At 51.5% G+C, this 13,308-nt stretch carries 10 protein-coding genes and 1 tRNA gene; 7 read left to right on the top strand and 4 right to left on the bottom strand.

Annotation, left to right across the window (positions count from 1 at the left end):
* The first annotated feature begins 82 nt into the window (after positions 1-82).
* The gene (locus QVG21_RS06795) at positions 83-1,105 is read left to right on the top strand and encodes an AI-2E family transporter (protein ID WP_287923354.1); all 1,023 of its coding nucleotides are present in this window, start codon (positions 83-85) and stop codon (positions 1,103-1,105) included.
* 43 nt (positions 1,106-1,148) lie between these two features.
* Here QVG21_RS06795 and QVG21_RS06790 read toward each other — a convergent pair.
* Positions 1,149-1,222 (bottom strand) — tRNA-Met (locus QVG21_RS06790).
* Positions 1,223-1,367: 145 nt separating this feature from the next.
* Here QVG21_RS06790 and QVG21_RS06785 point away from each other — a divergent pair.
* Entirely contained in the window at positions 1,368-2,069 is a 702-nt protein-coding gene (locus QVG21_RS06785) for a potassium channel family protein (protein WP_251213790.1), read from the top strand.
* Between the two features lie 59 nt (positions 2,070-2,128).
* Here the strand turns inward: QVG21_RS06785 and mscL are convergent, their stop codons facing one another.
* Both mscL and QVG21_RS06775 read right to left on the bottom strand, forming a co-directional pair.
* Positions 2,129-2,608 (bottom strand): large conductance mechanosensitive channel protein MscL, encoded by a 480-nt coding sequence (gene mscL / locus QVG21_RS06780; protein ID WP_251213791.1) that lies wholly within the window; start codon positions 2,606-2,608, stop codon positions 2,129-2,131.
* Between the two features lie 94 nt (positions 2,609-2,702).
* Complete coding sequence (locus QVG21_RS06775; RefSeq protein WP_287923349.1) at positions 2,703-4,556, bottom strand: biotin/lipoyl-containing protein; 1,854 nt, start codon at positions 4,554-4,556, stop codon at positions 2,703-2,705.
* 365 nt (positions 4,557-4,921) lie between these two features.
* Here QVG21_RS06775 and QVG21_RS06770 point away from each other — a divergent pair, with 365 nt between their 5' ends.
* The 4 genes from QVG21_RS06770 (at position 4,922) to QVG21_RS06755 (ending at position 9,152) form a co-directional block, all read left to right on the top strand.
* Entirely contained in the window at positions 4,922-6,385 is a 1,464-nt protein-coding gene (locus QVG21_RS06770; protein ID WP_287923347.1) for a sodium:solute symporter, read from the top strand.
* A 26-nt stretch (positions 6,386-6,411) separates the two neighbouring features.
* On the top strand, positions 6,412-6,861 hold the full coding sequence (locus QVG21_RS06765) for a GatB/YqeY domain-containing protein (RefSeq protein WP_251215026.1): 450 nt from the start codon (positions 6,412-6,414) through the stop codon (positions 6,859-6,861).
* Position 6,862: 1 nt separating this feature from the next.
* Complete coding sequence (locus QVG21_RS06760; protein ID WP_287923342.1) at positions 6,863-7,780, top strand: transporter; 918 nt, start codon at positions 6,863-6,865, stop codon at positions 7,778-7,780.
* Positions 7,781-7,958: 178 nt separating this feature from the next.
* Positions 7,959-9,152 carry a site-specific integrase gene (locus tag QVG21_RS06755; protein WP_287923340.1) on the top strand — a complete coding sequence of 398 codons (1,194 nt, stop codon included), beginning with the start codon at positions 7,959-7,961 and terminating at the stop codon, positions 9,150-9,152.
* Between the two features lie 327 nt (positions 9,153-9,479).
* Here QVG21_RS06755 and QVG21_RS06750 read toward each other — a convergent pair whose 3' ends face one another.
* Entirely contained in the window at positions 9,480-11,855 is a 2,376-nt protein-coding gene (locus QVG21_RS06750) for a hypothetical protein (RefSeq protein ID WP_287923337.1), read from the bottom strand.
* Between the two features lie 556 nt (positions 11,856-12,411).
* Between QVG21_RS06750 and QVG21_RS06745 the strand changes: the two genes are divergently transcribed.
* Complete coding sequence (locus QVG21_RS06745; protein WP_287923334.1) at positions 12,412-13,296, top strand: hypothetical protein; 885 nt, start codon at positions 12,412-12,414, stop codon at positions 13,294-13,296.
* Positions 13,297-13,308: the final 12 nt, after the last annotated feature.

The following is a 13,308-nucleotide window of genomic DNA, read 5'->3' as shown; positions in this document are numbered from 1 at the left end:
AGCATGCGAAAAGGTTATCAACAATTTATCACTATTTTGCCCCGGCCTGCGCTGCGGCACGCTCCTTGTTCGCGTCGCGGCTATGTCATTCCGGGAAAAATACTGGCGTTATTCGCTTTTCGCACTCATCGTGGGCCTCGGCGTCACGATTTTCGTCAAGCTGACCCCGTTTCTGGGCGGCCTGCTCGGCGCGGTCACCATCTACGTGCTGCTGCGGGGACAGATGTGGTACCTCTCCGAGCGGAAACATTGGCGGCGGAGCGCAGCCGCGTCGCTGCTGATGGCCGAAGCCGTCTTCCTGTTTCTGATTCCCGTCAGCCTGGTCATCTGGATGCTCGTCGTCCGCATCCAGCACATTACGCTCGACCCGCAGTCGGTCGTCACACCGCTCCGCCACGCCGCCGAACTGGTCCGCCAGCGCACCGGCTACGACCTCTGGCAGGAGGACAACCTCCAGTCGCTGCTGGCCTGCCTGCCCAAAATCGGGCAATGGATAGTCAAGAGTATCGCCGACTTCGCCATCAACCTGGTCGTGCTGCTTTTCGTACTCTATTTCATGTTGATAGGCGGATGCCGGATGGAGGAGTACGTGCGCGAAATGCTGCCATTCAACCGCACGACCGGGCGCAAGGTCATGCGCGAAATCCGCATGATAGTCCGCTCCAACGCCATCGGCATCCCGCTGCTGGCCATCGTGCAAGGCATCGTCGCCTACGCGGGCTATCTGATTTTCGGAGCGCCCAGCCCGCTGTTCTGGGGCGTGGTCACCTGCTTCGCCACCATCATCCCCATCATCGGCACCGGGCTCGTATGGCTGCCGCTGGCGGCCTACATGGCGCTCGACGGCCGCTGGGGTGCGCCCATCGGGCTCTGCGCCTACGGCATAATCGTCGTTACCCACGTCGACAACGTGGTGCGGTTCGTCATGCAGAAAAAGCTGGCCGACACCCATCCGCTCGTCACCATCTTCGGCGTGTTCATCGGCCTGTCGCTGTTCGGGTTCATGGGGGTGATCTTCGGCCCTCTGATGCTGGCCATGTTCATCTTCTGCGTCGACCTCTTCAAGAAAGGTTACCTCGAAGGGCATTACAAAGAGCCTTCGTAACCCGCAACAAAAAAAGGAGCTGCGACACTGCAACTCCTTTTCGTAGCGGGAGAGAGACTTGAACTCTCGACCTCATGATTATGAATCATGCGCTCTAACCAGCTGAGCTATCCCGCCATGGCTCGAAAGCGAGTGCAAAGATAAGCGAAAAATCCGTTCGTGCAAAATCTTTTGCGGGAAAATCGCCGAAAAATTTCCGCACCCTCCTTTGGCACCGATTTTGTCCGCAGCAGGGGCAGAAAGTTCAAAAAAAAGACTTATTATGAACAGACAGAAACAGTTGCCCCATACGCCCGCCCGCAACGAAGGACTGCGCGGCACGCTCGCAACGCTGGCCGTCATCGCCGGCCTGGTCCTGCTCGTGGCTTTGTCGTGGGAGGTCATCGGCGGCAGCGGCACGCGCTTTTCCGATTTCTACCTCGGCATCCAGCTCGCGGTCTGCGTCGTCTTCCTGCTCGATTTCTTCGCCGAGTGGGCTTCCGCGCCGCAGAAAGGCCGCTACTTCTGGCGCAACCTGCTTTTCCTCCTCATCTCCATCCCGTGGCTCAACATCCTCGGCTGGTGCGGCATCGCGGTCACGCGCGACTGGGGCATGGTCGTCGGACTGCTCCCCGTGCTGCGGGCGTTGCTGGCCATGGTCATCATCGTGCGGTGGCTCACCAGCGACAACAAGGTGCGGCGTCTGCTGATTGCCTATATCTTCACGGTCGTGGTCTTCACCTACATCTCGGCGCTCGTCTTCTTCGAGTACGAATCGGGCGTCAACCCCAAGCTCCACGGCTTCGGCAACGCGCTCTGGTGGGCCTGGATGAACGTCACCACCGTCGGTGCCGAAATCTTCCCCGTCACCGCCATCGGCAAGATATTCTGCGTTCTGCTGCCCTCGCTCGGCATGATGTTCTTCCCCATCTTCACCACCTACGTCCTTCAGCAATACACCCACAGAAAGGAGCTCGACCAATAATCGGCCCCTGCACCAACAAAAAAGAGACGGAATTCGTTCCGTCTCTTTTTTCGTCTGCCCTACTTCCGTTCCTTGAGCAGGTCGCGGATTTCACGCAGCAGAAGCTCCTCTTTCGTCGGGGCCGGTTCAGGCACCGGAACCGCCGCCCGCTTGCGGATCAGCTTGTTCATGAGCTTCACTATCAGGAAGACGCACAGCGCCAGAATCGTGAAGTCCACGCATTGTTGGATGAACGCGCCGTAGTTCCAGTAAATCGGTTCCGCCGCCGCGGTCTGCGCAGCCGCATCGCCGCCCCCTTTCGACACCAGGCTGCCCACGCTGTGCACCGCGTTGGACGTCACGTCGCGCACACGCGAAATGTCGATGCGCAGCCGCGAGAAATCGGTATTGCCCAGCAGGGCGCCTATCGGGGGCATCAGAATGTCGTCCACCAGCGACGAAACGATCTTGCCGAACGCGCCGCCGATGATTACGCCCACGGCCATGTCCATGACATTGCCCTTGAGGGCGAATTCCTTGAATTCTTTGAAAAAAGCCATAACGGTCTCTGTTTTTGACATCTTCCGTCATAGCAAATCGGGTGCAGAAAATCGCTTTTCCGCACCCGATTTTCGGTTATCGAAGATAGGTCCCCTATTCGATTTCCACCAGCACGGCGTCGGTCGGCACGGTCTGGCCCGGTTCGACCAGAATCCGCGTCACCTTGCCGGCATAGTCGGTCGTGATGGAGTTCTCCATCTTCATGGCTTCGAGCACCACCACTTCGTCGTCCGCGCTGACCGTGTCGCCGACCTTGACCAGCACTTCGATGATACGACCCGGCAGCGGTGCGTTCACCGTGTTGCCCGTAAATGCAGGTGCCGGCTTGGCCTCGGCTTTCGGCGCTTCGGGCTTGGGCTCGGCCGCTTTCTTGGCTTCGTAGGCCTTCACCTTCATATCGGTCAGGAACTTCTTGGCTACCAGCGGGAACAGCTCCAGCAACAGCACTTCCTTCTCCGTAGCGGCCAGCTTCGCACCGCCTGCCTCGGGCAGTTCGGGATTGGGCTGCATCTGGTATTTCGAGGTGTCGTAGGGAGTCTCCTCGCGCACGCCGCAAATCTTGAACCGGAATTCCGGGTCGATTTCCACGGGCGTCTTGCCGTATTCGCCTTTCACCAGCCCGACGAACTGCGAGCTCTTGTTGGTGTACATCGGGCGTCCGGCCTTTTCGTCGAGCGCGCAGTTGACTGCCTGCGCCCCCACGATCTGCGAAGTCGGCGTCACCAGCGGCGGAAGACCTGCCGACAGGCGCACCGAGGGAATCAGCTCCATCGCACGGGGCAGGATTTCCTCGGCCTTGAGCTGCTGAAGCTGGGCCACCATGTTGGAGTACATGCCGCCCGGGATTTCGGCTTTCTGTACCAGCTCGTTGGGCGCCGGGAATCCGAAGTAGGCTTCGATTTTGCGGCATGCGTCGATCGTCGCGGCTTCGTCGTCGGCCTTGGCAGCGCGGATAGCCTCGTCGAACAGCGCGTCGATTTCCGCAGGCAGCTTGTCCGTGAGCGGGTTGAACGGCTTCGGTTCGGGCTTCTCGGTGCCGAATACCGACTGGTTCAGCTCCTTGCGGATTTCACGCAGCTGGGTGTTGATTTGCGCTACGGCTTCCATGTTGACACCCAGGTCGATGCCCAGCTTCTTGCAGAACACGTAAACCAGCTCGATAGCCGGAGCGCCCGTACCCTCGGCGAAATACCAGCAGTTGGTATCCACCACGTCGACCCCGGCGATGATGGCCGCCAGGACCGAAGCCAGGCCGTAGCCGGGCGTGCAGTGGGTATGGAAATCGACCGGAATCGAAAGATGCTGCTTGAACAGCTTCACCAGCGTAGCCACGCGGCGCGGCGGAATCAGTCCCGACATATCCTTGATGGTAATCATGTCGGCACCCAGTTCGGCCATCTGCTTGGCCTTGTCCAGGAAATAGGCGTCGGTGAAGACGGGAGCGGGCTTCTTCTTGCCCATGAGCTTCTGCCAGAAACCCGGTTCGGGATATTTCGGGTCGACCGTATAGCATACGGCGCAGTCGGCGATACCGCCGTACTGCTTCACATATTTTATCGTCGACTTCACGTTGTCCACGTCGTTCAGCGCATCGAAAATACGCATGATGCCCAGCCCGCTCTCGATGGCGTTGCGGCAGAATCCGTCGATGATTTCGTCCGTGTAGGGCGAATAGCCGAACAGGTTGCGGCCACGCGACAGGGCGGTCAGCTTCGACACCTTGCCCACAGCCTTGTGTATGGTCTCCAGACGGGTCCAGGGATTTTCGTTCAGATAACGCATCACCGAATCGGGCACGGCGCCGCCCCACACCTCCATGGCATAGAAGTTCGCGTCCTTGTAGTAAGGCAGACAGCGGTCTATCTGCTCCTGATTCATGCGGGTCGCGAACGACGACTGCTGACCGTCGCGCAACGTAAGGTCTCTGATTTTGAGTTTTTTGGCCATAATTTCTATGGTTTGAATGTTTTCGGTCCGGAGCTCGCGGAACTTTCCGGACGGCGCAAAAATACACAATCGGGCGCTACTTTCCAATTATCCCCGCGGTTTTTTCGCCGCACAGGCTTCCACTATGCACAAGAATTCGTATCTTTGGCAATCCAAACAATGCCATGTTGAGCAGAGCGGCGCATCCAAAAAACAGATGTTTAATGGCGCTGCGCTTATTTTCTTCCTCCTCGTATGGCAAAGCCTATGCGATAGTCTTTGCTCATACTTCGTTCGTCAGTTTGCTGCGCTCAGAATGACAAATAAAAGGTTAGCGACAGACAGTCTTAATTCTTAATTCTTAATTCTTAATTCTTAATTAAAAAGTGTCCCCTCTCGCCGTCATCCTCACCGTCTCGGGTTATATAGCCGTGCTGTTCCTCGTCGCGTGGCTTTCGGGGCGCCGCGCCGACAACGCCGGATTCTTCACCGGCAACCGCCGCACTCCGTGGTACATGGCCGCTTTGGCCATGATCGGAGCCGCCATGTCGGGCGTCACGTTCATCTCCGTGCCCGGTTCCGTCGCCGCCGATTCGTTTTCCTACATGCAGATGGTCGCAGGCTTCACCGTCGGGCAGCTGATCGTCGCGTTCGCCCTCGTGCCGTTGTTCTACCGGCTGAAGGTCGTGTCGCTCTACCAGTACCTCGACGAGCGGTTCGGCATCGTCTCCCACCGCGCCGGGGCCTGTTTCTTCATCCTCTCCAAGATGTTGGGCGCCGCCCTGCGGGTCTACGTCGTCTGCGCCGTCATGCAGCTGCTCGTCTTCGGGCCTTACGGTTGGCCGTTCTGGGCCAACGCCGTCGTCACCGTCGCCCTCGTGTGGCTCTACACGCAGCGGGGCGGCGTCAAGTCGCTTATCTGGACCGATACGCTCAAGACCCTTTGCCTGGTCGGCAGTCTGGTCCTCACCATCGTTTTCATCGCCCGGGCTTTGGGCTTCGGCGGCACGGAGCTTATCCGCGAGGTCTCCGCATCGCCCATGTCGCAGATATTCTTCTTCGACAATCCCGCTTCCGACCGTTATTTCTGGAAGATGTTCGTCGGCGGCATCGTCGTCCTCGTCGCCATGACCGGGCTCGACCAGGACATGATGCAGTGCAATCTCTCCTGCCGGACGCCGCGCGACGCCCAGCGCAATATCGTGCTGACGGCTTTCTGTCAGATCATCGTCATCCTGCTGTTCCTCGTGCTCGGCGTACTCCTATATTTATATGTCGACAGCCGCGGCCTCGCGCTCCCCGCCAAAAGCGACCAGCTCTTTTCGTTGGTCGCCGTCGACGGAGGGCTTCCCGCCATCGTGGGCATCGTCTTCGTCCTCGGGTTGATTTCCAGCACCTATTCCGCCGCCGGGTCGGCCATGACGGCCCTCACCACTTCGTTCACCGTCGACCTGCTCGACGGCCCCGCGCGTTACGACGAGCAGCGGCTCACCCGCGTGCGGCACCGCGTCCACTTGCTCATGGCCGCCTGCATGACGCTCGTCATTCTCGGCGTAGGCTACCTGGCCGACGACAACGCCATCAACCTCTTTTTCCGCATCGTCAGCTACACCTACGGTCCCATCCTCGGGCTCTTCCTCTTCGGCATCCTTTCGCGCCGACATCCCCGCGACCGCTGGGTGCCGTTCGTCGCCCTCGCAGGCCCCGTGCTGAGCGCATTGCTGCAATACGCCGCCGCCGAGCGTTGGGGTTACCGCATCGGCTTCGAGCTGCTGGTCTACAATGCGCTTTTCGTCATCGCCGGGCTCTTTTTGCTCTCGCTCGGGCGCAGGGAAACAGAAAAATCGTAACTTTGGGGCTGTAAAACCGTTTTAGCATGTCACTCGAACAACAGATTTCCAAGAGCATCATGGATGCCATGAAGGCCAAAGACGCCGTGCGTCTGAGCGCCCTGCGCAATGCCAAGAAGTACATCATCGAAGCCAAGACCGCCGGGCCGGAGCTCTCCGAGCTGCCCGACGCCGACGTGCTGAAAATCCTCGCCAAGCTCGCCAAGCAGGGCACCGATTCCGCCGCCATCTTCACCGAGCAGAACCGCCCCGACCTGGCGCAGGAGGAGTTGGCGCAGGTCGCCATTTTCCAGGAGTTCCTGCCCAAACAGCTCTCGGCCGAGGAGCTGACCGCCGAAGTCAAGGCCGTCATCGCCGAAGTCGGCGCCACCTCCATGAAGGAGATGGGCAAGGTCATGGGCGCCGCGTCCAAACGGTTGGCCGGACGGGCCGACGGCAAGGATATTTCGGCCAAGGTCAAGGAGCTGCTCGCTTAGGATGCACCTGCCCGAAGGCGTCCGCCGCAATCTGAAAAGCATCGCCATGCCCACGGCCATGGTCGTCGGCGCATTGCTGTGCCGCCCCGTCACGGCCGTGGAGGAATGGTCGGGCCGGATGATTACCCCGGCGCTCATCTTTCTGATGCTCTTCGTCACGTTCTGCCGCGTGAAGCCGCGCGAAATGCGGCTTTCGTGGCTTCACGTGTGGCTGCTGCTTTTCCAGACAGCAGCTTCTGCGGCAGTCTATTTCGCCTTGCTCCCGTTCGACACCACCATCGCGCAGGGGGCCATGATCTGCATCCTCACCCCCGTCGCCATGGCCGCCGTTGTCATCGCAGGCATGCTCGGCGCCAACGTCGTCACCGTGGCGACATACAGCCTGCTCTGCAACATGACCGTGGCTTTGGCGGCCCCCGCGATTCTCACTTTCACCGGGACAGGCGTCTGTTCTTTCGCCCAGATTCTCTCGCGCATCGCCCCGCTCCTCATCATGCCGTTCGTCGTCGCGCAGTTCTGCCGGCTGCTGACACCCCGCATCGCCCGGTGGTTCGGCAGCCACGGACAGATTTCGTTTTACCTGTGGTTGGCAGCGCTCACCGTCACCATAGGGCGGACCACGGCGTTCATCATCGACCTCCACGACGTTTCGCGGTCGGTCGAGTTGTGGCTCGCGCTCGCCGCCCTGGTCATCTGTCTCGTCCAGTTCAAGGTCGGGCGGACGTTGGGAAAGCGGTTCGGCGACCCTGCCGCCGGGGGCCAGTCCCTCGGGCAGAAGAATACCGTCCTCGCCGTCTGGATGGCCCAGTCGTTCCTCGACCCCATCTCCTCCATCGCCCCCACGGCCTACATCGTCTGGCAGAACTTCGTGAACAGCTGGCAGATATACAAAAAGGATAGAGAAACGATGAAAAATTAAATATAAATCACTGTATTTTAATGATTTATATTTTATTGCAGGTTTTTCGGCTGTTTTTGCAAGTTTCCCGACAAAGCTCATAATTGCCCGATATTTGTTACTATTTTGTTACTCGAAAATACTGCGGTAACAAAACAAATTCGCTATATTTGCCGTTGAAGCAATAAACGGGAAGGGTATGGCGAAGCAGAAACAGACGGCCAAATTGAAGGAGCCGGTGCGAATCCGGTTCAAGCAATTGTCCAACGGAAATCAATCCATCTATTTGGACTACTATACGGGTGACGTAATCCGTAAGGAAAATTATGTCGGCGGCAAACGGAAATACGAGTTTCTGAAATTATATCTTATCCCCGAACGGACGCGGGAGGACAAGGCGAAGAACGAGGCGACGCTCGCCCTTGCCAAAGCGATTCAGAGCAAACGGATCGTCGAGGTGCAGAACGACGCGCACGGATTCCAGAATACGAACAAGTCCCGAGTGAACCTGCTCGAGTATCTGGAAAATATCGGTAAGGAGTCCGCCGAGCAGGGAAGCAGGAACTATGCCCGAACGGTGCTCAATACCGTCCGTGCATTGAAATTATTTCGCGGCGACTATATCGCTTTTCGGGACGTCGATAAGGAGTTTCTTTCGGAGTTTACCGATTACCTGCGGCAGATGCCGAAGGCCAGCAAATACGGTGTATTGAAAGCCGGAGGGCGGTTGAGCAACAATTCGGTCGTGTCTTATTACGGTACTTTGCGAACGGCCATCAACCGTGCCTACAAAGAGGGAATCATCACCGTCAATCCGACCAAAGAGTTCGATTTCGCAAGTAAAGTACGACAGGAACCGAGCCGCCGCGAGTATCTGACAATCGACGAATTGAAGACGTTGATAAATACCGAGTGCCGGTACGAGATCGTCAAGCGGGCTTTTCTGTTCAGTTGCTTGTGCGGGTTGCGCGTTAGCGACATTCGCAAATTGAGGTGGTGCGACCTGCAATGGAGCGGCGGGCGTGTCCGTATCGAAATCACGATGCAAAAGACCAAAGAACCGCTTTACCTGCCGATTTCCGACGAAGCGTTGAAATGGCTGCCGGAACGCAGCGAAGCAGGAGACAGCGATTTTATCTTTCCGCTGACGCACGAGGGAACGGTGAATGACACGCTGCAACACTGGGCGAAAGTCGCCGGAATAACCAAACACATCTCGTTTCATGTTGCCCGACATACCCATGCGACGATGATGCTGACTTTGGGCGCCGATTTATATACGGTCAGCAAGTTGCTCGGACACAAGAATATTGCCACGACACAGATTTACGCCAAAATCGTGGACAAGAAGAAAGAGGAGGCGATCGGATTGATTCCGAATCTGACCGACTGAAACAAAGGCTAAACGTGCGGACGATGATTCGCACGTTTTTCTTTTTCAACAGTTTTTCGTATCTCTGACTTCGTCTTAGATACTCTCGCTCGGCAAAATACAAACTTCGTTTGCTTTTGCTCATTTTGTATCTTTTCAGGCAGCGTTATCCCGACTGTTGTCCGTGTATCGTCGGCGGAGTGATCTATCATGTTATGCCTGACTGGTCGGGTTACTATATACTATGAACCCGCCGATCTCTGGCAAACACATACATGAACCTTAAAACAAATGGTTATAGAAAGCGTTATATCGCAGGGAATAATCACCATTCATCCATGACGAATATTAATTTGCGGAATCAATATACTCGTCAAAAGAACGAATATTATCCACTGTATCAGGGAGAATACTATCTTGGAATTGATGATATACTTTTATCGCTACTATTTTTGTATTTTTATTCCATTTGATAATCGGTTCTAATTCAATACATACCAAAACCGATTCATCAATTTTGGTTGGTGACATATTTTCCTCAACACATTTTCGAATTTGTCGTTCTTTTTCAGTTTGGCCTGAAAGATTAATTATATCTGCTTTGAGGTGATATTGGTCGTCAATTTCAGGCAACTCATATTCCGTATCTGACTTCTTGAATTCAATTGACGGTAAAGAGTTCTTTTCAATGATTAAAATGGTTTCGGGGTCTATCCCCATTAGATTAAATTTGACATTAATAATATCTATAGTCTTAAATTTATACTCCCCATTACACTTTGTAATCGCATAATTACCCAATATTTCAATATAATAATTTATATCTATACCAAAACAAATAATAATATGCTTAGAGGCATCCAGATTAAGTTTATTTATTGCGGCAAAAACATCTTTCTGAGATAGTAAAAGTCGTTTTTTTATAAACCGATTGAATGTATAAGATGTTTGATATTTGTAATTAGAGGCCACGCCTTGTGCAACTACCGAATCGTGATTTATATAACCCATGTCTTGTTCCGCTGCAAAAGCCGTCTTTTCCATTACTTGATAGTTATTCAATCGTAAAGGAAACGATATACTGCTATCATCTTTCTCTCCAGCAATAAATAAACTCATGAGATTTTCTATTGTTTCCGTTATTATATTTCTAGTTTTTTCGATAAAATCTTCCTTTTTCCCCAGATCAATGGGTTGTTCTTTTTTGATTTTATGATATTTTTGGTAAAGACTATCAATCATGCGTTTAATTAAAACATCAGGATGCTCAAAATTATTTTTTTCGAACCATTCTGGCTCGCTCATTGGTAATTCTAAACTATCAAGTAACTCGGTATCTTTCAACAAAGAATCAATTTCTGTGTTTAGTTCAATCAATACTTCTTCCCACTTGTTTATCTCACCCAATGATGTTGGCGAATCAGGGATGGACCAATGCCTTTTTCCTAAATAATCACCTATTAAATACTGTCTCAAAAACAGAACTGCAAGGTACTTCCGAATATACTTAATTATTACACCGTTTTGATTTACTCCGGATAATCCTGGAAATGGGTAGCGGCTTTCAAAATGGACTATGTCGAAAATATTGTTTGAATATTCAATACTCCTTTTGAAAATTTCAGATATAGATGATGGCACAAGTATATATTGAGGCGGTTGTGTATTCGTATACCGGATAAGATTATTTAGTAAAGAGTATTTTTGCAGGTACAAAATAAGAGCCCCCAAAGCATAATGGAATTCAAAAAAACGCGCTCTTGCTTTTTCTCTTTTATTTACAACTTCGGCATTTTTAATCACAATTTTTTCGAGTTTCTGATCATAGTAGTAATCTGGATAGATATCTTGTAAATAAACTTGTGGATATTGATGTGCGAAAGTCCAGTAATTGACAATATGATCTTCTTTCCCATAATTTAATTGTTGCCTAAGAGTACGCCACATTGAGTTATAAGATTTTTCGCTCAATAAACTGCCATTAAATACATCAAAAAATTGGATTAATAAAGTATTTCCATTGCTATATGATACGATCTTCTGCGGTAGAGTGCAAATAAGTTCTGTCGATTCATAAAGCATTCCATAAAAATAATCATCATACACGACTTCCGCATTTTTATTTTCCGATTGTTTTCTGAACATGTATGAGGCTATAAATGTATATAGCTCTTTCTGTAACGTTTCATCTTGTTGTCGAATCGAATAGTATAGCAATTCAGCTATAGTATCGAATATGTCCTTTACCCGATTTTGGATAGATACGTTTTTCTTTTCGATTACCTTTCTTCTATATTTACATTTTACATTATCTGTCGAACGTAGTTTGTAGTCCAATTGCTTACTATACTTTTTATCGAGTCGTTGGAATAATTTAAGAGGTACAGAATAAATAGAAATAAGCGAATAATAACGGAATAAAGATACAATAATCGCGGCTGTCGCAGCACCTGAAATAACAATGCTTGCAACATTAAGTCCTTTCATATTAGTGGTTATAATTACGGCTATGCCTGTTGTAAAACATATTACAATGGCAATAATCAATAACCATTTGAACCATTTTGCCCCCTTTTCTGACTGAAATTCACTGACTAATCGTGTAGATGAATACTTTTCATCAATTCTATTCACAACTTGGAGAAAAAGAGGAAAAGCAAGGCCCATAATGCTAGCGACAAATGGGACTATAATCATTAAAAATTTATATTGACAATTATCCATATATTACATTTGTTTACAACGAGAATGTTTTTGTAAAAATACATATTTTTTTCGTTATGTTTGCTACGAGACAGTAATAAATATCATTAATTCGATAGAAACGATTTTGCTGGTTTGGGCGATCGAATTCTTGATTCTTTTTTTGTTTTATCGGAATATATAACCTTGTAGATAAAACTGATTGCAAGAATGTATAAACCGTAAAAACAAGACGGAAATTAAACCAATGTAATCGAGTCGTAGCAGGAATATATAAGTTGTAAATTATTGAATTTTATTGATTTAAAGATGTTAAGGGGGGGGGTATTGAAACGATGTTCAACCTAATTGAGTATCGCGAAAACCGACTTTCATAAGATGTTTCCGGTAACAATTGACCGCCCGAAAAGGGCAATGAATAAGTATTACTTCGCAGGAATCGACTTTTTGGAACTTGGAAAATAGAAGTCCGACGCTCTGTTACGATTCTTACTATAAAATCGATTATGTTATCTTCGTTCCGATTATCTCTTTTTCTCCAAAATTCTTCGTATCTTCGTATGAAACAAGACGGATTATGGAAGGTCTGGAGTTGAAACCGCAGTTCGACGAGCTGCAAAAGATATTCGATCGTTGCATCAAGCATGCTTATGGCGTATTGAGAGAGCGGCTGGCCATGAAAACCGCCGGTCTCGATCCGGAGCAGATGCAGGAGGTGGAACGGCTGGAGTATAACCGGATTGCCGACGAGCTGGCCGAGCTGTATTTGCACCACTCCGTATTGTCCGACCTGCGGTTCTGCTACTCCGAACCGACGTTTCTTTGGGAGGGCGGATTCTTCGAGGCGCTGGATGCCGATGAAAAGAGAAAGTACCTCGCATTCTCCGTACCCTCGTTCGACTATTCCCGATATGAGCGGGACAACACGGCCTATGATACCGAACTGCCTTATTTCTCTGCTGTCGTAAACGTTATTGTCCGAGAACGTTATGCCGCTTACTTGCGGCAAAGGGAAACATCCCTGTCGGAATCTTCGCAGAAGTCGGCTTCTATTGCCGCGCCGCCCATTGCGGAAACGGAGAATCCGTTCGATTCGATACTGACCGACGAACAGATTGCTTATCTCGCTGTAGCTGTCAATGACGTCAAGATGTTCAACGTATCGCTGTCGACAGACGAGTTGAAAGCTATTTTCGCCTGCAAACCCGAAGCGATCGTGCGGTCGAACAATAACCGCCTCGTCGCGTTCTTTTTCTCGGGATTGAGCAGCCGCGGATTGATAACCCCCAACTGGCAGTCCGTCATCGCCAATCACAAACTTTTCCTCTCGAAAGACACATCACGCGATAAATACATCAATCAAAGCGACTTATCTACGGCGACCAACTACATCCGCGACGTCGGCGTAGAGGGAAAATACGCAACCCTTGAAAAGTATCTCATACAAGTGAAAAGACTTTGAGAACGGGTTGAG

This window comes from Alistipes sp. UBA6068 (assembly GCF_949428155.1).
Classification (GTDB): domain Bacteria; phylum Bacteroidota; class Bacteroidia; order Bacteroidales; family Rikenellaceae; genus Alistipes; species Alistipes muris.
The sequence above is the reverse complement of the archived record's forward strand: the minus strand, read 5'-3'. Positions and strand labels throughout refer to the sequence as shown.

What these genes read in the sequence shown, in the direction of transcription:
- QVG21_RS06795 (WP_287923354.1), top strand. Translation starts at nt 83, where the DNA reads ATGTCATTCCGGGAAAAATACTGGCGTTATTCGCTTTTCGCACTCATC.
- QVG21_RS06785 (WP_251213790.1), top strand. Translation starts at nt 1,368, where the DNA reads ATGAACAGACAGAAACAGTTGCCCCATACGCCCGCCCGCAACGAAGGA.
- mscL (WP_251213791.1), bottom strand. Translation starts at nt 2,608, where the DNA reads ATGGCTTTTTTCAAAGAATTCAAGGAATTCGCCCTCAAGGGCAATGTC.
- QVG21_RS06775 (WP_287923349.1), bottom strand. Translation starts at nt 4,556, where the DNA reads ATGGCCAAAAAACTCAAAATCAGAGACCTTACGTTGCGCGACGGTCAG.
- QVG21_RS06765 (WP_251215026.1), top strand. Translation starts at nt 6,412, where the DNA reads ATGTCACTCGAACAACAGATTTCCAAGAGCATCATGGATGCCATGAAG.
- QVG21_RS06760 (WP_287923342.1), top strand. Translation starts at nt 6,863, where the DNA reads ATGCACCTGCCCGAAGGCGTCCGCCGCAATCTGAAAAGCATCGCCATG.
- QVG21_RS06755 (WP_287923340.1), top strand. Translation starts at nt 7,959, where the DNA reads ATGGCGAAGCAGAAACAGACGGCCAAATTGAAGGAGCCGGTGCGAATC.
- QVG21_RS06750 (WP_287923337.1), bottom strand. Translation starts at nt 11,855, where the DNA reads ATGGATAATTGTCAATATAAATTTTTAATGATTATAGTCCCATTTGTC.
- QVG21_RS06745 (WP_287923334.1), top strand. Translation starts at nt 12,412, where the DNA reads ATGGAAGGTCTGGAGTTGAAACCGCAGTTCGACGAGCTGCAAAAGATA.